Source organism: Aquimarina sediminis, from assembly GCF_002895435.1.
Classification (GTDB): Bacteria; Bacteroidota; Bacteroidia; order Flavobacteriales; family Flavobacteriaceae; genus Aquimarina; species Aquimarina sediminis.
Genome location: NZ_POYJ01000007.1, coordinates 242,105 through 264,536, shown reverse-complemented (window position 1 = coordinate 264,536; position 22,432 = coordinate 242,105). Strand labels below are relative to the sequence as shown.

Below are 22,432 nucleotides of genomic sequence, written 5' to 3'. Positions count from 1 at the left end.
TGGTTATAGCATCAGGGCTCACCTCTTACCATTCCGAACAGAGAAGTTAAGCCTGATAGCGCCAATGGTACTACAATCGTGGGAGAGTAGGTCGCCGCCTTCCTTGAAACCCTTCATAGCAATATGAGGGGTTTTTTTATACCATAAATTTAAGGTCAAACGGATTAGATGTGAATATTATAAAAAACTGTCTTTGTGTTTGTTCAGTTCCCTATTTAGATTGTAAAAATCAGATTTATATACATTAAAAGGTTACTATCTCTTCTAACTACAAGCTTTTCTAGTATATTTAAAGAATATATTAAATTGAAAAGTGTATAATAATGAATAGACAAAAGTCTCGACGTAATTTTATTAAGAAAACTGCAATTGCAGGAGCGGGAATGTCAGTACTTCCAAACTTAACTTTTGGGAATAATGAAAATCAAGAAAAACTTAGATTAGGATTAATCGGTGTTGGTTTAAGAGGAACAAATCATTTAAAAAATGTTCTTTTAAGAGACGATGTTTTAATAACAGCAATATGTGATATTGATCAAACTCGAATAGATCTTTCTTTGCAATCGATTGAAAAATCAGGAATGCCAAAACCCAAGGTATTTGGTAAAAATGAGTACGATTATAGGAATCTATTAAATTTAAAAGAGGTTGACGCTGTAATCATATCTACTCCCTGGTTGTGGCATACACGAATGGCAAAGGAAGCAATGATGGCTGGTAAGTATACCGGTCTAGAAGTCTCTGCGGCAAATACTCTCGAAGAATGTTGGGATTTAGTAAATGCTCATGAAGATTCGGGAACACATCTTATGATTTTGGAGAATGTAAACTATCGTAGAGATATTATGGCTGTGCTTAATATGGTAAGACAAGATATTTTTGGAGAGTTATTGCATTTTAGATGTGGGTATCAGCATGACCTAAGGTTTGTAAAATTAAATGACGGAAAAACAGCATACGGAAAAGGAGTAGAGTTTGGAGAAAAGGGTATTTCTGAATCAAAATGGAGAACACAACATTCGGTAGCAAGAAATGCTGATGTGTATCCAACACATGGGGTTGGTCCAATGGCAACGATGTGTAATATTAATAGAGGTAATCGTTTTTCTTCAATTACATCCAATGCGACGAAGAGTATTGGATTACATAATTATATTGTGAAGAATGGAGGGAGAGAACATCCAAATGCAAAGGTAAAGTTTAAGCAAGGTGATGTGATTACTTCTACAATAGAAACTACGATGGGAGAAACAATCATTGTAACTCATGATTGTAATTTGCCTAGACCGTACTCGTTAGGTTTTAGGGTGCAGGGAGTTAATGGTTTATGGGAGGTTGATGGTAATAGAATGTATATAGAAGGGAAATCTGAACCTCATAAATGGGATAAAGCTGATGAATGGTTAAAAAAATACGACCACCCATTATGGAAAAAATATGGAGAACATGCAATGGGCGCTGGTCATGGTGGAATGGATTTTTTCGTTATTAACGCATTTGTGGAATCTGCAAAGCAAAATATAGCACCACCATTAGATGTGTATGATGCGGCTGCATGGAGTGCCATTACACCACTATCAGAAGTTTCTATAGAGAATAATGGAGAACCGCAAGATTTTCCTGATTTTACAAGAGGATTGTGGATCAAAAGAGAGCCTTATAACTGGATTAAGGATACCTATTAATTTTGATAGAGATTATTGAATTGGTTTACTACAAAACATACATTGTTTAAAAATAATTTTGAAAAAAATGAATATAATATCTCCGGGAAGAATTTGCTTGTTTGGAGATCGTTAGGATTATCTTGGACTACCCGTCAATGCATTTGCAATAGGATAAATATATCACACTAAATGCTGTTGAAAATACAACCACGCTTTTCAGGATAAAATTACCAGATATTAGAGAAAAAGAAAACCTGATAAAAGAGTTCTATGGGGATAATCTTAAGGAAAATAGTCTTCATGGTCTCACTATTAATTATGCAATACAATATATTCCAAAAGATAGAGAGAAACCTTTTGGAACTGCAGATGCTCTCCATAAGGCAATTACACAATATCCAGAATTGAATTCTAAAACCTATATCGTTTGTAACAGTGATAATCTGTATTCTGAGGCTGCTTTAAGGGATTTGCGCTCTACAGATCATGCAAATGCTTTTGTAAGTTATGATAGAGATGTATTACAGTTTAGTTTAGAGTGCATAGCGCAGTTTACTCTGGTGTCTTTGGATGAAGAAGGGTTTCTGAAGAATGTATTGAAAAACCATCGGTCGAGGACAGTGAGCTCTATAAAGATAGATCTGGCAAACTTAGGGTGAGTATTAATGTTTTATTGGTTGCTAAACGCTACAATTAGAAAGAAGAATGTTTAGAAACACGATTCATTAGGAACTTGAAATTAATACCAAGTCCTACTTTATCTTTTTGTAGCGTTTAGTAAAGGTTTATCTTGATTCAAGATATGTAGTAAGAGATACACCACCTCTATCTCGACACCAGCGTTCACCACCTCGTTCTACTGAGTCTTCTGATTCTGCAGTTGCACTAAATGATTCTCCATTACCACAAATTACTAAACCGTGCCCCCCTGCATTGATTTTTGATAATAATTTCTTGTCAATTCTATAATTAGAAAAATTTTTTAAATACATAAAATGTAATTTTAAAGTGTTATTGAATAATTGTTTAATTATAAGTAGTTAACATCGAACTTTTTTCACAATAATTTATATTAACTGTTTGTTTCCGGAGTTTATAAGTTAATATAACTATTTTGCTTATTTAAAGTTAAATAATGTTAACACCTATGCCTTGATAAATTAATATATATGATAAACCTCTTATAATCAACAATTACTAGTTGATTGAGATTAGAACTGGGTGCAGGACCTTCATAACAAGTTTCTGATCTATGATTACATATACGTGACCCACCGACTATTTTTTATGTTGATCTTTATTTAGTGTTTTTCCGAAATCTAAAATCGATTTTTTCATAATATTTATATTAATGATTTGATGCCACAATATGGTTAGTGTCGCATATAGTTTTACGACTATATATTCATTTTTTATCTGTCTTGTGATGATGATGATATGTATATAAAAGAGTAACTTTGTGGGATAAAATTATATGGAAAAGACAAGTTTTTCAAAGTGTTTTGGTTAGTATTTATAAATTTTACCTTATCGATTTATAAATTTTAACCTACGTTATTATATTTGGTTTCTTTTTGCTGTAATTGCCAGAATAACTGATTTTTTTGAAGTTTTTTTATTCTTTGTAAGTTTGTTTATTGTCTAAACAAACTCTTTTAATTTATTTATATATGAAATGGATCGGTTTATTGGTGATGCTAATATTTTTTATGCCTTCATTGTATGCTACATCCCAATTACGAACTGAACATAAAACTATTGGTACAGACTCTTTAAAGAATAAAACATTAAAAGAATTAGCAACTATATTTTGGAAAGGAAAGCACCTTGATTCTATATATAAAATTAATCTTGCCAAAGTATATCTCTCTAAAGCCAAAAAGCTTGGTGATGAAGTAAGGATCGCAGATGGATACCAAATGTTTATGTATTTGAATAAGGGTCAGTTCAAAACTTACTTAAGATACTCAGATTCTATTATTGATATTACTAAAGATGTAAAGAAAAGTCATTATCCCGGAACAGGATATATCTTCAAAGGAGGGGTGTTACGAGATATGGAAAGGTATAATGAAGCGTTGAATTGTTTATTGAAAGCCAAAAAAAGTGCTGAAATAAACAACGATGAGATTCAGGTCTTGATTGCAGAAGAGATAATTGCTGAATTAAAAACGATTTTGGGTAAAGATGAAGAGGCTTTAGAAATCTATAAAAAACACTTTTTTGTGTTGTCTAAAAAGGATGAAATAAAGAGAAACAGCCAAAATTATATCTCTACGGTATATTTGTTAGGGAGTTCATACAATAGAATTCAAGAATATGACTCTGCTCATTATTATATAAATAAAGGGATTAAACATAGTCTAGCTAGTTATCATCACTTCTTTTATCCTGAACTAGTGTTTACTTCTGGAGTTAATAACTACCATAGAAAAAAATATAAGGCTGCTATCGATAGCTTACAGAAAACATTGAGCTTATTGGATAACAATGTAGATAATATCAATGTAAGAATGTCTTATTTGTATTTAGGAAAAAGCTATAAACAATTAAATGAAAATGCAAAGGCGATAGAATATCTAGAAAAAGTGGACTCAGTAACAAATGATTCTAACTATAGATTAGAGATTAGAGAAGCATTTGAGTTACTAAAAGATTACTATGTAAAAAAAGGAGATAATGATGAGTCGGTTAAGCTTTTAGAAAAATGGATTCGTTATGAAAAAATCAGACAAAAAAAATACAAAAAGTTAAATCAGGAAATTGTCGAAAAATTTGATGTCCCAAGATTAATCAAAGAAAAGGAATTACTTCTTAATCAATCGATTGACGATAATAAAGCTTCAAAAATCAAAATAATGATAATTGGATGTTTGGTCTTGGTTGTGATTAGTGTATTATATTTTTTCTTATACAAATCGAAAAAAGATAAATTGGAAGAGGTGTTGGATAAGCAATTGGAAAAAGTAAAAACTTTAGAGAATAATAAAAAGAAACCTTCAAATCCATCATCAGGTCTTGAACTCTCTCAAGAACTAAAAGTTGAAATACTTCAAAAACTAAATGATTTTGAAAATAACAAGGGATTTTTAAAAAATGATTTAACGCTAGTTAAGGTTTCTAAAAAACTGAAAACCAATTCTACTTATTTATCTAAAGTAATAAATCTGGAAAAGCAAAAAAACTTCACAAATTATATCAATGATTTAAGAATAGAATATTGTGTAGAACAGATTAAAACCAATAAAAAATTTCGGCAATATGCGATCACTTCTATGGCAAAAGAAGTTGGTTTTAATAATATTCAATCGTTTGCAAAAGCTTTTTCTAAAAAAGAAGGTTGTAACCCGGCAGAGTATGTTAAAAAGTATGGGGGTACTTCAGTTTGAAGTGGTTTTGTAGCAAAATAAAGCAATATAGATTTATAAATTCTTACTGATAAAACTAGATAAATTTCAACGATTAATTGCTTATTGTTAATTTAGCAAAAAAACATCATTTAGTAGAGAGTTGTTAATAGTCTAAACTTTACCTAACTGCAATAGGTTTGAATATAATGAGTCTCAAAACTGATGTTAAGCGGATAAATTTAACTTTTAATAAAAACAAGAAAATGGGAAAAATGAAATTAAAAAAACTTAAGATTACTAAACTAACTAACTTAGAAAAGTTATCAATCAAAGGACGGCACGCTACGTCAGGATTATCTTATGCTCCTCCTTGTAACGTAGAAACTGATGATAATCAACTATGCAGGGGATCTGTTTGATGTAAGTAGATTTTAAGCTTTATTATAGGTAATGTTTTATTTAGTAATATAATATTAGATAAAGAAATGAAAAAAGCCCAAACTATAATGGTAGTTTGGGCTTTTGTGTTAGAGAATTTTTAACTAATTAATCTCTAAGAATACTTCTTGATATTACGATTTTCTGTATTTCACTAGTACCTTCATAAATCTGGGTAATTTTAGCATCGCGCATAAGTCTTTCTACATGGTATTCTTTAACAAATCCATTACCACCATGTATTTGTACAGCCTCTATACTAACATCCATTGCGGCTTGAGATGCCGCTAGCTTGGCCATAGCCCCAGATAAATCATAGTTTTCGTGATTATCTTTGTCCATTGCAGCTTTATATACTAACATACGAGCAGCTTCAATCTGCACGTGCATATCTGCAAGCTTAAATGCAATTGCTTGGTGATTCATGATTTCTGTTCCAAAAGCTTTACGAACCTTTGCGTATTCTTTAGCTAATTCATAAGCGCCAGATGCTATTCCTAGCGCCTGAGCAGCAATACCAATACGCCCTCCAGCTAAGGTCTTCATAGCGAATTTAAAACCAAAACCATCTTCTCCTATTCTATTTTCTTTAGGAACTTTTACATCATTAAATATAAGGGAATGAGTGTCACTACCTCTTATTCCTAATTTATCTTCTTTAGGACCAATTTCAAACCCTTCCCATCCTTTTTCGACAATAAAAGCATTAATTCCTTTGTGCTTTTTTTCTTTATCCGTTTGAGCGATAACAAGGTAGTAATCAGCAGAATTACCGTTAGTTATCCAGTTTTTTGTTCCATTAATGATATAATGATCTCCTTTGTCTATAGCTGTTGTTCTCTGAGAAGTAGCGTCACTACCAGCTTCTGGTTCAGATAAGCAAAATGCTCCTATTGATTCTCCAGTGGCAAGTTTTGTAAGATACTTTTCTTTTTGCTCGGGAGATCCATAGGTGTCAAGACCCCAACATACCAAAGAGTTGTTTACTGATACAATTACAGAACAGGAAGCGTCAATTTTTGACAGCTCTTCCATAGCCAAAACATAGGAAATTGTATCCATTCCTCCACCTCCATATTCTGGAGAGGCCATCATTCCTAAAAAACCAAGTTCTCCCATCCTTTTTACTTGTTCTGTAGGGAATTCTTGCTTGTTATCACGTTCGATTACGCCTGGTAATAATTCTGTTTTAGCAAAATCACGAGCTGCGTCGCGTATCATTAACTGCTCTTCGGATAATTTGAAGTCCATATTCTTTTATAATTTACTATGCGTGCATAATACGAAATTTTCACTTTAAATGAAAATAAATCGAGATAATCACGATTTTGTTATTAATTCTACAAATATAAGCTATAATATGATAGTTTTACTGTTTTTTTCATTTTTTGAGATAATCATTTTCGAAGACAAAGACTGAACCAATTTTTAAAGGTAGTATGTCAGAAATAGATTATCTTTTAATGGGAAAAAGACTATTTTTTTTATTGTCATAATTTTATTTTTATTTAAGCATTTGCATTTTTAGTTTTTTATATTTGTGAAGTTACATTTTAACTGTAATTCAATTTACTGTAATACCTTATAATATGACTCAACTCTAACCTCCGTAATGGAGGATTATTTTTTAATTAGAAAGCGCGATGTTAGATAAATTGTTTTTTGAATTTTTTTGAAAAAGCAATCTGTGATTCAATAAATTGAAATTTTAAGTAAGAATGAAAGAGTTATTAAACAAATACGAAAATAAAGAACCCGAAATAGTTTTTAATTGGAAAGATTCAGAAACTGAGGCTGAAGGGTGGACTGTTATAAATTCATTGAGAGGTGGTGCTGCAGGTGGTGGAACAAGAATGAGAAAAGGACTAGATATGAATGAGGTTCTTTCTCTTGCCAAAACGATGGAGGTTAAATTTACAGTATCTGGTCCTGCAATTGGAGGTGCCAAATCGGGTATTAATTTTGATCCGGATGACCCTCGAAAAAAAGGAGTTCTTAAAAGATGGTATAAAGCTGTATCACCACTACTAAAAAGTTACTATGGGACTGGGGGTGATCTTAATGTAGATGAAATTCATGAGGTTATTCCTATTACAGAAGAATGCGGAGTATGGCATCCGCAAGAAGGTGTGTTTAATGGACATTTTCAACCTACTGAAGCAGATAAAATTAATAGAATAGGACAACTGCGTCAGGGAGTTATTAAAGTATTAGAAAATACTATGTTTTCTCCCGATGTTAATAAAAAATATACAGTAGCAGATATGATTACTGGATATGGTGTTGCAGAAGCTGTACGACATTATTATACAATATATGGTGGTGAAGTAAAAGGAAAAAGAGCAGTTGTGCAAGGTTTTGGTAATGTAGGGTCTGCTGCAGCATATTACCTTTCTGAAATGGGAGCAAAGGTAGTAGGGATTATAGATCATGCTGGTGGGCTAATAAAGGAAGAAGGTTTCTCTTTTGAAGAGATAAAACAACTTTATTTAAATAAAAAAGGTAACAAGTTATATAGTGAGCAGCTTATCCCTTTTGAAGAAATGAATCAAAGAGTATGGTCATTGCCAACAGAGATTTTTGCTCCTTGTGCAGCATCTAGATTGATTACCAAGGATCAAATAACCACTATGATTGATTCTGGATTAGAAGTCATTTCTTGCGGGGCTAATGTTCCTTTTGCAGATAGTGAAATATTTTTTGGTCCTATAATGGAGTATACTGATGAGCGTGTAAGTTTGATACCAGATTTTATTTCTAATTGTGGAATGGCAAGAGTTTTTGCCTATTTTATGGAAAGAAAGGTACAAATGACGGATGAAGCTATTTTTATGGATACTTCAGAAACAATTAAAAAAGCGATTCAAAATACTTTTAATAACCAACAAGCGAAAACCAATATAAGTAAAACAGCGTTTGAGATAGCTCTTAAACAGCTGATATAGTAGTAATAATTGTATTAACCGAGTAAAACTATGTTTAAGTATTTTTTAGGTAGTAGTCCGAAATGGTATAAAACCGTGATGATCGGATTTTTAATTTTTAATGTATTTTCCTATTTTCTTTTAGGACCAACGATAACATCCTGGTTGTTTATTGGGGAGTTTATTTTTACCCTGGCAATGGCGCTTAAGTGTTATCCATTGCAGTCGGGAGGATTATTGGCGATCGAAATCCTAGCGTTAAGATTAACGAATTCTTTTCCAACTCCAATGCTGGATGAGAATCATAATCCGATACTCGATCATAAGGGAGAGAAGATAATGAGTGGAGTATATGTAGAAATTGTTCAAAACTTAGAGGTAGTTTTGCTATTGGTTTTTATGGTAGCTGGGATATATTTTATGAAACCTTTATTAATGTATATTTTTAGTAAAGTGTTTACCAAAATAAGATCAAAAATGGTATTGTCGCTATTATTCGTATTTCTAGCGGCAGTACTTTCTGCTTTTTTAGATGCCTTAACAGTAACCGCTGTTTTAATTAGTGTAGCAGTAGGGTTTTATGGGGTATATCATAAAATTCATTCTGGATCTGGAGATTATGACGATAGTGGAGTATTAGATAGAAAAGAGTTGAGTGGAGAGACCTTAGAGCAGTTTAGAAGCTTTTTGAGAAGTTTAGTGATGCATGGTGTTGTAGGTACTGCACTTGGTGGTGTCTGTACTCTAGTTGGTGAACCACAAAACTTGTTGATAGGAGAACGAATGGGGTGGGATTTTATACAGTTTTTTCTTAAAATGGCGCCGGTATCACTTCCTGTTTTAGCAGCAGGCTTAGTGACAACAGTAGTTTTAGAAAGCACAAAATCATTTGGTTTTGGAGCAAAATTACCCGAAGTAGCTAGAAAAATTATAGAGAACTACACAGAAGATGAGGATGCAAATAGATCTGATAAGTCAAAATTTGGTTTAGTTATACAGGCAATATCAGCATTACTTTTAATTGCAGGTTTAGCACTACATTTGGCACCGGTTGGTCTCATAGGTTTGGCATTGATAATTGTTCAGACTGCTTTTATGGGGATAACAGAAGAACATCAATTAGGGAAAGCGTTTGAAGAAGCGCTTCCGTTTACTGGTTTAATAGTTGTATTCTTTGTTATTGTAGCAATGATACACGATCAACACCTTTTTAAACCGATTATTGATTGGGCTTTATCCTTAGACCCTAGTCAGCAACCTACAATGTTTTATGTAGCCAATGGAGTTTTATCCATGATTAGTGACAATGTTTTTGTAGCCACTGTATATATTGGAGAAGTGAAACAAGCATTTGATAACGGAGCAATATCAAGAGATCAGTTCGAAAAACTAGCAATTGCTATTAATACTGGAACAAATTTGCCTAGTGTTGCAACACCTAATGGTCAAGCAGCGTTTTTATTCTTGTTAACCTCTTCTCTTGCACCATTAATTGGATTGTCATATATGAAAATGGTAAAAATGGCTTTCCCTTATACTATAGTGCTTGGAGGAATTGGTTTATTAGGAATAATATATTTTTTGTAAGAATAAACGATATACTTAACCCGTAGAATTTGCGTTAGTATACTAACACTAAATTAACAAAATTAAAATGACGAATTTATTTATGCTAGGTGTTTTAGCCCAAAACACTCCTAAAATTGAACCGGAAATAGAAGAAAGCTCCTTGTCTATTATGGATCTTCTACTTAGTGGAGGAACAGGAGCAATTGTAATTATAGCAATTCTTTTTATACTATTATTTGTAGCAGTATACATATATTTTGAAAGAATCTTTGCGATTAAAGCAGCGTCAAAATATGATGAAACTTTTATGGATAAGATTAGAGATAGTGTAGTGAATGGTAAAATTGAAGCTGCAAAAATTTTATGTGCTCAGACCAATAATCCAATTGCTAGATTAACTGAAAAAGGAATTTCTAGAATTGGTCATTCTTTAGAAGATATAAATAAAGCGATTGAAAACGCCGGTAGACTTGAAGTATATAAATTAGAGAAAAACGTTAGTATTCTTGCTACTGTAGCTGGTGCGGCTCCTATGATTGGGTTTTTGGGTACAGTAATTGGCATGATTTTGGCTTTTCATAATTTGGCATCAAGTTCAGGAACTGCTGATATGGGAGTTCTGGCCGAAGGTATATATACAGCAATGACAACCACAGTTGGTGGATTGGTCGTTGGTATTGTAGCTTATATTGGTTATAATCATTTGGTGGTGCGTACAGACAAAGTAATTCATCAAATGGAAGCTAATGCGGTAGATTTCTTAGACTTGTTAAACGAACCTGCTTGATATGAACTTAAGAGGAAGAAACAAAGTTAGTCCAGAGTTTAGCATGTCATCAATGACAGATATTGTATTTCTGTTATTAGTGTTTTTTTTATTGACATCTCCTGCGATTACTCCAGAAGCTTTGGATTTGATTTTACCTAAAGCAAAAGGGAAAAGTTCTAATGTGCAGAATATATCGGTAAGTATTACAAATAAGTTACAATACTATATTGATGAAGAACGTATTAGTCAAAGTAGACTAGAATCTGAATTGTTATCTAGATTACAAGGAAAAAATGAACCAACTATAATTTTGCGTGCAGAAGAAGGAGTTCCCATAGAAAAAGCCGTGGGAGTCATGGATATTGCAAACCGAAATAAATATAAAGTTATATTAGCAGTAAGACCTGAATAATAATGATAAAGCTCGATACAAAACATAAGAGAAAATCCTTTGTGCTTACGATATTAGTACATATAGGGATTATCTTGTTGTTATTTTATCTAAGCTTAAATTATATGGAACCTGAAGACGAAAGTGGTATCGCTGTAAATTTTGGAACCACCGCTACAGGAGCGGGTAAGATTCAGCCCAATAAGGCAATAAAGTCTTCACCAAAACAAACTACTCCTGAGTCTTCAATGTCCGAGCCTCAGGAAAGTACTCCAGAGATAAAAGATAAGGTCATCACTCAAGAGTTAGAAGATGCTCCAGTGATCGAAAAGAAAAAAAGGGAGTCGAAAAAAAAGGTAGAAGACCTTAAAAAAAATACAAAATCTACTAATCAGAAGTCATCTACATATACCTCAAAAGAAAAACCTTTAGAAAAAGTAGAAGAAAAAAAACCAGACCCAAAACCTGATAAGTCTACATTAGATATACTAAATAGCTTTTCTAATGGTCCTAAAAATGATGGTAAGGTAAAAGGAGGAGAAGGGGACGATAAATCACCTGGAGACAAAGGAAGTCGTGATGGTGATCCTAATGCTAGGTCTTATTATGGAACGGGAAAAGGATTAGATGGAGATGGTAACTATAGATTAGGAGGAAGAAAGGCACTTAACAAAGAGAAGTTTGTTCAAGACTGTAATGAGTCGGGTATAGTAGTAGTAAAAATAGAAGTTAATCAAAATGGGCAGGTAATTAGAGCGATACCTGGAATGAAAGGTACTACCAATAGTGCATCATGTTTGATGGAACCAGCAAAAAAAGCAGCTATGGCAACAAGATTTAACAGAGATGCAAAAGCTCCTGTTAAGCAAGTTGGTACGATTATATATCAGTTTAAACTTTCTGAATAATACTAATACTTATTTATTTATGAATTATAGGGAAACCCTCGATTGGATGTTTACCCAATTACCAATGTATCAGCGCCAGGGAGCTAGAGCTTATAAAGTAGATCTTCATAATACTATTGAACTAGCATCTTATCTTAATAATCCTGAGGATAAATTTAAAAGCATCCATGTTGCCGGAACGAATGGCAAAGGTTCTACAAGTCACATGCTAGCTTCTATTTTGCAAGAATCGGGATATAAGGTAGGATTGTATACCTCTCCACATTTAAAGGATTTTAGAGAGCGTATTCGAGTTAATGGAAATAAGATTGCAGAGAAATTTGTGGTTAACTTTATCTCTGAACACTTATCATATTTTGAAACCAACCAACTTTCTTTTTTTGAAATGACAGTAGGAATGGCGTTTCAGTATTTTGCAGAATCTCAGGTGGATATAGCAATAATAGAAGTTGGACTTGGAGGGCGATTAGATTCTACAAATATTATTACACCAGAAGTATCAGTAATCACCAATATTGGATTAGACCATATTAATTTCTTAGGCAATACTTTGACTTCGATTGCTACTGAAAAAGCAGGGATTATAAAAAAGAATATTCCCGTAGTAGTCGGAAGAACAACATCAGAAACTAAAAAAGTATTTCGAGAAAAGTCTAAATCCTGCAATAGCGACTTATATTGGGCTTCAGATTACCAAGGGTGTATATATGATTCTGATTTAAAAGGAAATTATCAAAAAGAAAATGTAAGGACGGCTTTGCAAACTATTTCTGTTTTGCAAAGCAAAGGCTGGAAGATCAATGAGTCTGCCATAAAGAAAGGACTTAATCAAGTAGTAGCGAATACAGGATTATTAGGGAGATGGCAGGTTTTAAGAGATAACCCCAAAGTAATTTGTGATACAGCTCATAATAGAGATGGATTAACACCAGTATTGAAACAATTGGTAGAAGTGGGGTATCATAAACTTCATATTGTTCTAGGAATGGTTAATGATAAGGATGTAGACAGTATTTTACCTCTGTTTCCTGCAGAAGCTCATTATTATTTTTGCAAACCGAATATTAAAAGAGGGCTTGATGAAAAAGAATTAAAGAAAAAAGCGTTAAAATTCAATCTAAAAGGAGAGGAGTATAAAACAGTAAAAAAAGCATATGAGTCTGCATTACAGAGTGCTATAGATGAGGATGTGATTTATGTTGGAGGAAGTACATTTGTAGTTGCAGAAATAATTTAATTTTTTTTCGTTTTTATTTTGGTAGACTGTAAAACTGTGCTATATTTGCATCCGCAATCAGGAACAAGGTTGCTTTTTGAAATAGGGCGCTTAGCTCAGTTGGTTCAGAGCACTTGGTTTACACCCAAGGGGTCAGGGGTTCGAATCCCTTAGCGCCCACATTAAAATAAGAAAACCGTACAATTTTTTGTACGGTTTTTTTGATTTTAAAAACTATAGAGCTCAGAACCAAAATTAGACCAAATATCAAATCTTTAAAAAAGACAGTGCTTAATCAAAATACCAAATGATACTGGTCTCATCTGTTGTGAAAAAATCAAAGAGTAATCGAGCTATTTTGGGAGAACCATAGTCGTTTGATGGGTGCATAAAATCATCTTTGGTATCTTGGCATTGCCATGTGAAACCGTCATTTCTAGGTTCTCCATTAGCCCATAGATAGGGTCCCCAAGAAATCCAGGGCGCTCTTACGTCACCTTTTTGATTATCATAATTTAAATCAGGATCGCCATTTATCTGCCCCATAACAATACTTTTAACAGAAAATCCACTTCCGTATGCATAAGGCTCAGGGTCTGTAGTAGCTGGGTCAAAACTATATGCTCTGGTTCTACTAGACATATAAGCCATTTTAAGATTCGGAAATTCGGTCATTAAAATAGGAAATAGCTTTTTATATAATTGTGTTAGTGTGTCTATATGTTTCTCTTGCCCTCCTAAGAAGGCTGAGTTTCTGGTGGTGTGCTTAAGCCAAATTATCTGAACCTGTTTTTGAGAGACTTCTAGAGAATCATATTGTTCATGAACAATATCCCATGCAGAAGGGGTTTTTACGTTTGTTTCAGGAATCCAATCAAAAATAGCATAACCTGGGATAGCACTATTGACAATGGTAAGTTTTTGGTCTTTGTCTTCATGAGTATCAACTATTTTTTGGAATTCCTTAAATTCAAAATTAGTGTTTGATAAACCTATAGAAGCCATAAGGATCTTTCCATTAGAAGTATCTGGATTTCCCGTTGTGTCGATGGGGACAATTGTCTTAGCGATATCTATGCCCTTTTGTGTATGCGATATAGGGCGTATATTGGATCCATTCTCATATAATCCGCCACCAAAACCCAGATATGTTTCGGTTCCTAAGTCTGTAATGGGCACCAAACATGTGTTTATTAGGTGACATCCTATTTCTTGAGCATATTGCTCGATATCGCACAAGGCTTCTTCTGTCATCAAAAGAGGACTTTCTACATCATCATTTCGACAATTAGCCATTGGTACAAGTACCAGTGCAAATAGTAGAAATTTAATAGCTTTCATTAGAACATATTTTACTATTGAGACGAGATAGATACCAAAAGGTTTAATTAGAACCTGAAATCTAATCTTTTCAATTTTCAAATACCACATATAAACATTCTATAATGAATCGTAATACAATCTATTAGAGAGAAATTTTATATTTACTCTAGACTTTTCTGTCAAAAGAGCAAGTTAAATGATGTATGAAGAAGGAATAAAATGATTTATGGTTGGCTAGGTTGATAATCAGGGTGTCCAGTTTGCCATAACGCAAATGAAAGAATGGTTGCAAATCGATTAAAGCTTTTTAGCTTGGTGTCATCGATACCATGCCCTGTGTTTTTGTCAATAAGCAGTAGATTTTCATTATTAGAGATGTTTGCTCTTTGTAATCTTGCCGCAAATTTAACAGAAAACCAGGCGGGTACTCTGGCATCATTTAATCCTGCTGTAATTAGAGTAGCTGGATATTTTACATTATTTTGAATATGATGATATGCATCCATTTCTAGCAATCCTTTGAATTCAACGGGATTCTTCAGGGCACCAAATTCTTTTATATTAGCAATTCCATTTGGTCTCATTTCAGATCTTAGCATGTTCAGAGACCCAAACTCTACTATGGCAGCAGCAAATAAGTCTGGTCGCTCTGTAATAGCTCTACCGATTAGTATTCCTCCTGCACTGCCACTCCATGTTGCCAGTTTTTCTTTTGAAGTGTATTTATTAGAGATAAGATATTCGGCACAGGATATGAAGTCCTTCCATGTATTAGGTTTTGTCGATTTATAGCCTCCTTTGTGCCATGCTTCTCCTTTTTCACCACCTCCTCTTACATGGGCGATAGCATATACGCCTCCTTCCAAAATCCATAACAACCTATCTATGTAAAATGAGGGTTTTACAGAGATTCCGTAAGCTCCATAACCGTAAAGTAAGAGCGAGTTTTTACTATTCTTTTTAGTTCCTTTTTTGTAAAATATCGAAAGAGGTATTTTTTTTCCATCATGAGCTTCTACTTCAACTTCTTCAATAATTATTTCATTAAATCTATTATTATCGATAATTTCATTTAGGTTTTTTTCTATGAGTTTTTCATTGTTATACTCATACCTTTTATTATCGGTGGTCCACCCTTTGGCAGTGATCCATAATTCTGAGCTATTCAAACCTTTAGAATTAACTCTTAAATCTCCATAAACCTGAGAAAATTTAATTTCTTTTTGCTTTTTATTTTCTAGTTTAAACAGCTTTGCGTTAACACCATTTTTGGTAGTTACAAAATACAACCCATCCTTGGTTAAATCTAGATCTGTAATAACTTCATCTCGTTTCTCTCTTACTAAAACCTTAGGATTTTCAAAGTCAGGGTTTTTTATTGATGTAATGCAGATTTTGAAATTAGATGCATTTTTCGAAGTAAGGAACACTATAGAATCACCTTTTGAAATGAAACCTTTTATTTGATCAGACTTTTTAAACAAAGGTTTCCAGTTGTTGGATTTAATTTGATGTATTGGAATGTAATATGAGTTATAGTAGTTCCCTGCTGCTGGGGTAATGCCTATTAGGTATTTACTGTTTTGATGCTGAAATGATGTTATAGGCATATCAGCTTCTTTAAGATTGAGTTTTGGATTGTGTTGCTTTGAAAATACTTCTTCTATTTCATTAGGATTTTCTCCCAATTTATAGACAACAGATTTGGTGTTTAGTAAAAACTGTTTGGATGTGACATCTGTAGTTGTATAGTGGACATAAATAAAACCCGAATTATCAGGTAACCATTCTATCCCTCCGGTATTAGATGGCCAAACGCTTTTGATTACTTCGGGATGTACTTTTTTTGAGATAACATCAAGAATAATCATTTCGGAAATTTCTCTTCCTTTTTTTGTTAAACTTACAACAATTTTGGTTCCATCCCAACTAGGTTGTATATAATTAATTACGTATTCAATATTTGAATTTGAATCATAATTTATAGGGTCATATAAGAGTTCTTCTTGACTTGAAAATGTAGCTCTGTAATATAGCTTAGGAGTATTCTCATTGGGTAACCTTTTTAGATAAAAATGATTATCGTTTTCTGTTACCTTAAGTTTTGATATAACGAATGATTTTTTTCTATCATATTCTGCCTGTTGATCGATTAGATACTGTTTTTTATTAATTTTATCTAAGAACCGATTTGAGATACAATTCTGTTTTGTTATCCATTCTTTTACTTTAGAAATGTTTAGATCCTCTGCATATCTGTATGGGTCTTCAATCTTTTGACCATGATATTCGTCGATTGCAATTTTTTGAGGTAATAGAAAGTTTACTTTGCTTTGAGCGGTAATTAGTAAAGAGCATTGAAAGAAAATAAGTAAAAGGATAAGTTTGGAATGCATGGGGGGACGAAGATTAAAACGGAGGAATGGGTAAAAGTATTATATAAAAAATCTATAGATTTTCTTTAATTGAGCAAAATTAAAGGTGTACTTATTAAGGAGAAGGAATGTAAGCTTCTCCTTAATAAGGGATTAAAATGATGATCTAGTTATCCTCTAGTATGCGTGTCTGTGTTATTGCCACTACTATCTTCGCCATCACCAATACATACGTTGGCTAAAGCGACACCTCCCTTAATAGGACCAAGTTTTTCTAATTTAGTTATTTTTAGCTTTTTTAAATTAAGTTTACCTTGTTTGTGTAATTTTTTCATTTTGTAAGTTATTATGAGTTATTCAAATTTACCTAATAAGTATCTACCAAGCCTACTAGTTTGAACAGTAGGTGTCTGTTTTCATGAATTCAGCCTATATAAATTATAAAAATCAGTTAATTCACTTGTTAAATTATAATTTTGGGGTATGAGAAAAAACTAGATAGAGAAAATAAAATCGGTTTTTAAACTAAATAACAATGATTTTATACTTTGACAGAGCCGTATTCTTTTTCTAATTGTTTTAGAAAAAACGAAGGGTAGATCCCGGTAGTTTTATAAAAAGATTTAGAAAAAGCTTCTGTGGTATTAAAACCGATATCTTCTGCAATTGCCTTAATTGTATATTTTCTAATTTTTGGGTCAGACTTTAACTTTTCTACAGCATAACCTACTCTTAGATCGTTTATGTAGCTACTAAACCCTTTGTTTTTATGAACATTAATTACTTTAGAAAGATACTTTGAGTTAGTTTTGAACTCTTTTGATAAATCATTGATGGTTATATTGGATCTTAAATACCCATCATTTTTTTCAAACAATTCTAAGTGAGCTAAAATTTCTTTTACGATAACATCAGAAATCCCTATGTCCTTAGTCTCGCTCTTTTCTTTTTTCTTTGATTTAGGGTTATCTGTAATTTTATGTTTGTTGTCTAGTAACTCTAAAAACCTTTTTTTGTAAATCTTTTTCTTTCTGTTATTACGTATAAGAGCAAGAACTAGGAGCAATGAGAGTGTAGATAAAATGACAACTATCGTGATTTTGATTCTGTTTTTCTTTTCGAGGGAATTAATTATTTGCTGTTTTTCGGATATTAAATTTGGTGTAGAATATTTTTCATTAATTTCTCTAGATAAATATTTAAAATCATTATCCAAAATGCTATCTACGGTAAGCAACCTATTTATATAGAATAGCTGTTTGTCTTTATCATTTTTTTGTTTAAAGTGTTTAATCAATAATTCATATGCTTCTGTAATTGAAGGGAAAAAATACTGATTTTTAAAAGCAAAAGAATCAACCTTTATTAGATGCTGTATAGATTTATCAAAGTTTTTTTGTTCAAAATATATCCTTCCTAAAAATAGATCTGTTCTTACTATTGTTCCCTTGCTTTGTGTTTTATGAAGGTTTATTTTTTTTAACTTAAAAATGCTATCCAAACTGGATTGATATTCTTTTTTACAATAATGTGCAACTGCAGAGGTTAGTAAAAGTCTTCCATATAAAATGCTATCTTTTGATTTTAAACTAAGTTTAGAAGCCTTTTTATTGACTACCAAAGTAGAGTCGTAGTTCTCATTTACATTATAGGAGTTTCCAAGAGCGTATAAAGATTTAATATAGTCATACTCATATTTATTATCTTGTTCAAACTTAGTTTTGTAGTATGCTACTGTTGATCTTAATATATTTAGACTTTCTTTATATTCGCTCAAATAGTTTTTTAGGATAGCAATAGAGTATTTGGTTTCATACTTTTGATCAGTATTTTTATTCTTAGTAGCATATAAATGAGCTTGTACTAACTCATCCATTGATTTTTGGTAGTTCCCCTGAGAACCTAAAATATTTGACTTTAGTAAATATGCTTTGGCAGGGTACACAAAATTATCCTTTTCTTTTGTAGCTTTTATAATGCTATCTGCATAGATTAAAGCGATCGAATCTTCAGATACCCTTGCATACAAGTAATACGCGTCCGATTGTTTATATAAGTTTTTTTCCTTCTTTGCTTTTTGTAAAAGAGAATAACTATAGGCTTTAGTTTTAATAGTATCCTGAATGGGTGAGTCCAGATTTTCTATAAATTCATCATTACCATATACTTCAGAAGTATCTTTTTTAAATTTTAAATTTTGTCCATAAATTTCCCCCGAAAAACAAGAGTATATAATAACAAAGACTAAGAGTGTAACGTTCTTTACTGTTCTAAAAGTATATTTTTTAATTAAAACAGATAACGAGATTTTAAGATTTTGAAAATTGAAAATGGTTTTGTTTTTTTTCAATTTTACCCGTTTACCTTTTTTAAATTGATTATAAAACCCAAAGCATGCGATGAGAAGGTGTGAAGAAAAATTATTCAAAAATGAATATAAATTTTTGATTTTCAAACTATTAGGTTTTAAGGTTGTTTTTTTGTGTAATATCTAGGTTTAGGTAGCTTCAAATATAAGGTTTTCTTTAAATATAGTGATTTATTCCCCGTTTCTGACAGTTTGCTAATTACCATATTTATGTTGTGATTGGATAGTGTTTATTTACGAACTTCATAACCATTGCTGTTTGGTTTTTAATACAAAAAAGTAACTTTTATAGTATTGATCCTAATTGGTATATATTATTTTATTTAACGTAGGGATTTCAATCTAAATTTTAAATATGTACTAAGAAAATATAGCTTGATTTATGTTTTTGATGTATTAGGTGTTTAAGAATTTGTTATTCAGGTATTTGTGTTTTTGATGTATATCTCTTAATTCCATGAATTCAGTGTCTTTTTTCTTGAAAACGGACTGTAATGATTTGTTTTTCGCATTAGTTTTCCGCTATGTTTGTATAAGTGATGATGACCAAATACAATATTTGATCTTTACTACTTAAGATTAGATTTAGACATATTTATTAAATAATTAGGTTTAAAACTAATTGGAGAATAACCGAATTAAAAGAGCTGTATTTATGGGATGTAATTTACCATAAAAGTTAAACTGGATTTTAGTAGGAAGATTTTTTGTAGCGATCTATACTATGTGAGTCAAGGAAGCGAAGCTATATTCATCTTTTAATTTTTGTTTGATTAATGCGCACATATTTTTTAAGTAAATTATAACTGAGATATTTTTTAAAGAATAGGTATGAGAGGATATGTTAAAACAGGTTGGTATGTTTTGTATGTTAAATCATGTCAAGAAAAAAGGGTACAAAACCTTTTAGAAGAAAATAACTTAGAGGCATTTGTGCCAACAATTAAAACGATTAGGCAGTGGAGTGATCGAAAGAAGGTAGTGCATAAACCATTGTTTACTTCTTATGTTTTTGTAAATATTAATTCTTCATCAGATTTTTATAGAGCATTGAATGTTGATGGGGCATGTACTTTTATTCGCTTTGGAAACGAATATGGGACATTAACAGACGAGGAAATTTATAACCTTAAAAAGTTATCAAACCTGAGGGGCATCCAAGATATTATCGTAAAACCAGAATCTTCTGAAATAAGCGAAGTGATAAAAACATCTTATAGCATATTAAAAGAATTTAAATGTCAAATTCTTAAAGTAAATGATATAAAGAAGGTAGTAGTTAAGATTAATTCATTACAGCAGCGTATTATCGTTACTGCTCCAATGAATTGTATTTTGGATTTAGAAGATGGTAAACAATTAAATATAGATGAAAGAAGATTGGTTAGTTAGTTTAATAGGATTTATTTGAGGGTATATTATAAGTTTGAATGATAATAAAATAAGATGTTTTTTGATTTGTTTATGGATTTAAAGTAAATAAAATAGAAATACACATAAGTATAGTACGAGTTTTTGTGGCATATTAATGAGGTTTTGTGATAAATAATTGTACGGCTACCTTTTTTGTAGATGATCAACAAGTAATGGTTAGTTTTTTGATTATCACATTCGGAATCCCACTTTAGTTACTAACTGAATATTAGGGGCGTTGAATAATAAATTAGGGAAATTATCGTTTCAGTAGTGATCATATCCAATAGAGGAATTTTTTTAAAGTAAATTTAGAATACCTCTAAAAGTTTCTATCTTTTTCTGTGAATAAATTGTATGGGAGTTTAAGAGGCGTAGCCATGTCTTTTTAAGATGTTTTATTTGTTATTACTAATTAAACTTGCTATGTTTTTTATATTTTTTAAATAGATTAAATAGCTGAAAACGAACAATTTTTGAAGTAGTGAGCCTATCTAAGTTTGTATATTATTTTTGTTTGACTCTCATAAAGGTCAAGGATCAAACTACTTGTTCATTTTGCTATAGAGTTTAGGGTACTTTTGAAGCTAATTAGCTCTTTATTATAGTATGTTTAAAAAAAATAAAGATATGTCGTTAGAAGTATTTTTAGAAAGTTCGTAATTACTCCCATTGAAAGGAATATTATAAATTGGGTATTTGATAGACCCGCAATAATAGTGTCTGCTAATCATTTATAATAAGATAATAGAAATATTTTTGTTAATTATTCAATATTAAAAATGTTATTTTTTAGTTAATAAATTATGTTTTTTTTTAACAAATTAATCTCTTTTGTTTTTTAAGAAGTTAGTATTCAGTGTTTTAAAATGTTAATTTGATGTGATTTTTAAAGACCATAACTTGGTTATGGTAATGCCGCATCTTGTATTTTTTAGAATCTTGTATATTAGATGACCTCTAATCAATCAAAAAAATCATTTTATTTGTTATTAATCCTCCCCAAGACAACTTGATTAGTATTTTTTTATTTTCTTAAAAAACTTAGAGATGGGACTCAAAGAGGCGAAGCTATGCCCTTGACCGATCCTTAATAAGCTTAATAATTTTTTGGGAAACCAACGTCCCTTTTTATTAGGTACTCCATGTATAGTTACTATTATTAATCATTAAAGACAACGTTTTATGAACAAACCTCTTAAAACCGGGTGGTATGTCCTTTATGTAAGGTCTCGCCATGAAAAAAAAGTTGAGAAACTCTTGGAAGAAAATGAACTTGAATCGTTTTTACCAATGATCGAAACAATCCGAAAATGGAGCGATCGAAAGAAAATTATTTTAAAACCGTTATTCCCGTCTTATGTTTTTGTTAAAGTCAAATCTGCAAAAGACTTTAATAAGGCATTATCAATTGAGGGAGCTTGTGCTTATATCCGTTTTGGTCGGGAATATGCCAGAGTAAAGGAAGAAGAAATCTTGAAGATTAAATTATTCACGCAGTCTGATGAAATTTCTGATATAGAAACCTCTCATCAAACATTAAAAATTGGTGAAATTAAAAAAATCAATTATGGATCATTAAGCGGACTAGAATGTGAGGTGTTAAAAGTTAATAATGCCAATAAAATTATAGTTAGAATAGATTCATTACAACAAAATATTATCGCGATACTTCCTTCACATCATATGGTGGATGTGTATGAAATAGCATGATTTAAACT

At 31.7% G+C, this 22,432-nt stretch carries 17 protein-coding genes, 1 tRNA gene and 1 rRNA gene; 13 read left to right on the top strand and 6 right to left on the bottom strand.

Annotated features, from left to right (window positions below; translation table 11 throughout):
* From rrf to C1X07_RS16300, 3 genes are all read left to right on the top strand, one after another.
* Positions 1-103: ribosomal RNA gene (gene rrf, locus C1X07_RS16310) — 5S ribosomal RNA — on the top strand; the annotation flags it as partial.
* Positions 104-323: 220 nt separating this feature from the next.
* On the top strand, positions 324-1,685 hold the full coding sequence (locus tag C1X07_RS16305) for a Gfo/Idh/MocA family protein (protein ID WP_103071094.1): 1,362 nt from the start codon (positions 324-326) through the stop codon (positions 1,683-1,685).
* Between the two features lie 386 nt (positions 1,686-2,071).
* Positions 2,072-2,326: a hypothetical protein gene (locus tag C1X07_RS16300; protein WP_103071093.1), complete on the top strand. Its 255-nt coding sequence runs from the start codon at positions 2,072-2,074 to the stop codon at positions 2,324-2,326.
* Positions 2,327-2,452: 126 nt separating this feature from the next.
* Here C1X07_RS16300 and C1X07_RS16295 read toward each other — a convergent pair whose 3' ends face one another.
* On the bottom strand, positions 2,453-2,659 hold the full coding sequence (locus C1X07_RS16295; protein ID WP_103071092.1) for a hypothetical protein: 207 nt from the start codon (positions 2,657-2,659) through the stop codon (positions 2,453-2,455).
* 678 nt (positions 2,660-3,337) lie between these two features.
* Here C1X07_RS16295 and C1X07_RS16290 point away from each other — a divergent pair.
* Positions 3,338-5,056: a helix-turn-helix domain-containing protein gene (locus tag C1X07_RS16290; RefSeq protein ID WP_103071091.1), complete on the top strand. Its 1,719-nt coding sequence runs from the start codon at positions 3,338-3,340 to the stop codon at positions 5,054-5,056.
* A 507-nt stretch (positions 5,057-5,563) separates the two neighbouring features.
* Here the strand turns inward: C1X07_RS16290 and C1X07_RS16280 are convergent.
* Entirely contained in the window at positions 5,564-6,706 is a 1,143-nt protein-coding gene (locus tag C1X07_RS16280; RefSeq protein ID WP_103071089.1) for an acyl-CoA dehydrogenase, read from the bottom strand.
* Positions 6,707-7,173: 467 nt separating this feature from the next.
* On the opposite strand from C1X07_RS16280, the gene C1X07_RS16275 reads away from it, so the two are divergent.
* The 7 genes from C1X07_RS16275 to C1X07_RS16245 all read left to right on the top strand — a co-directional run bounded on the left by C1X07_RS16275 (position 7,174) and on the right by C1X07_RS16245 (position 13,412).
* Positions 7,174-8,400 (top strand): Glu/Leu/Phe/Val dehydrogenase dimerization domain-containing protein, encoded by a 1,227-nt coding sequence (locus tag C1X07_RS16275; protein ID WP_103071088.1) that lies wholly within the window; start codon positions 7,174-7,176, stop codon positions 8,398-8,400.
* Positions 8,401-8,430: 30 nt separating this feature from the next.
* Complete coding sequence (gene nhaB, locus C1X07_RS16270; protein WP_103071087.1) at positions 8,431-9,966, top strand: sodium/proton antiporter NhaB; 1,536 nt, start codon at positions 8,431-8,433, stop codon at positions 9,964-9,966.
* Between the two features lie 82 nt (positions 9,967-10,048).
* On the top strand, positions 10,049-10,735 hold the full coding sequence (locus C1X07_RS16265) for a MotA/TolQ/ExbB proton channel family protein (protein ID WP_103071105.1): 687 nt from the start codon (positions 10,049-10,051) through the stop codon (positions 10,733-10,735).
* A 1-nt stretch (position 10,736) separates the two neighbouring features.
* Positions 10,737-11,129, top strand: coding sequence for an ExbD/TolR family protein (locus tag C1X07_RS16260; protein ID WP_103071086.1), 393 nt, complete (start codon positions 10,737-10,739; stop codon positions 11,127-11,129).
* A 2-nt stretch (positions 11,130-11,131) separates the two neighbouring features.
* Positions 11,132-12,016, top strand: coding sequence for an energy transducer TonB (locus tag C1X07_RS16255; RefSeq protein WP_103071085.1), 885 nt, complete (start codon positions 11,132-11,134; stop codon positions 12,014-12,016).
* Positions 12,017-12,035: 19 nt separating this feature from the next.
* The gene (locus C1X07_RS16250; RefSeq protein WP_103071084.1) at positions 12,036-13,253 is read left to right on the top strand and encodes a bifunctional folylpolyglutamate synthase/dihydrofolate synthase; all 1,218 of its coding nucleotides are present in this window, start codon (positions 12,036-12,038) and stop codon (positions 13,251-13,253) included.
* Positions 13,254-13,337: 84 nt separating this feature from the next.
* Positions 13,338-13,412, top strand: a tRNA-Val gene (locus C1X07_RS16245).
* A gap of 111 nt (positions 13,413-13,523) precedes the next feature.
* Here the strand turns inward: C1X07_RS16245 and C1X07_RS16240 are convergent.
* From C1X07_RS16240 to C1X07_RS16230, 4 genes are all read right to left on the bottom strand, one after another.
* Complete coding sequence (locus C1X07_RS16240; protein ID WP_128755305.1) at positions 13,524-14,573, bottom strand: hypothetical protein; 1,050 nt, start codon at positions 14,571-14,573, stop codon at positions 13,524-13,526.
* 206 nt (positions 14,574-14,779) lie between these two features.
* Positions 14,780-16,951, bottom strand: coding sequence for a prolyl oligopeptidase family serine peptidase (locus tag C1X07_RS16235; RefSeq protein WP_103071082.1), 2,172 nt, complete (start codon positions 16,949-16,951; stop codon positions 14,780-14,782).
* Positions 16,952-17,100: 149 nt separating this feature from the next.
* Positions 17,101-17,265: a hypothetical protein gene (locus C1X07_RS25065; protein WP_164914180.1), complete on the bottom strand. Its 165-nt coding sequence runs from the start codon at positions 17,263-17,265 to the stop codon at positions 17,101-17,103.
* A gap of 206 nt (positions 17,266-17,471) precedes the next feature.
* The gene (locus tag C1X07_RS16230) at positions 17,472-19,280 is read right to left on the bottom strand and encodes a helix-turn-helix domain-containing protein (protein WP_128755304.1); all 1,809 of its coding nucleotides are present in this window, start codon (positions 19,278-19,280) and stop codon (positions 17,472-17,474) included.
* 849 nt (positions 19,281-20,129) lie between these two features.
* On the opposite strand from C1X07_RS16230, the gene C1X07_RS16225 reads away from it, so the two are divergent.
* Positions 20,130-20,690 (top strand): UpxY family transcription antiterminator, encoded by a 561-nt coding sequence (locus tag C1X07_RS16225; RefSeq protein WP_103071080.1) that lies wholly within the window; start codon positions 20,130-20,132, stop codon positions 20,688-20,690.
* 1,206 nt (positions 20,691-21,896) lie between these two features.
* Positions 21,897-22,424 carry a UpxY family transcription antiterminator gene (locus tag C1X07_RS16220; RefSeq protein ID WP_103071079.1) on the top strand — a complete coding sequence of 176 codons (528 nt, stop codon included), beginning with the start codon at positions 21,897-21,899 and terminating at the stop codon, positions 22,422-22,424.
* The last annotated feature ends 8 nt before the right edge of the window (positions 22,425-22,432 follow it).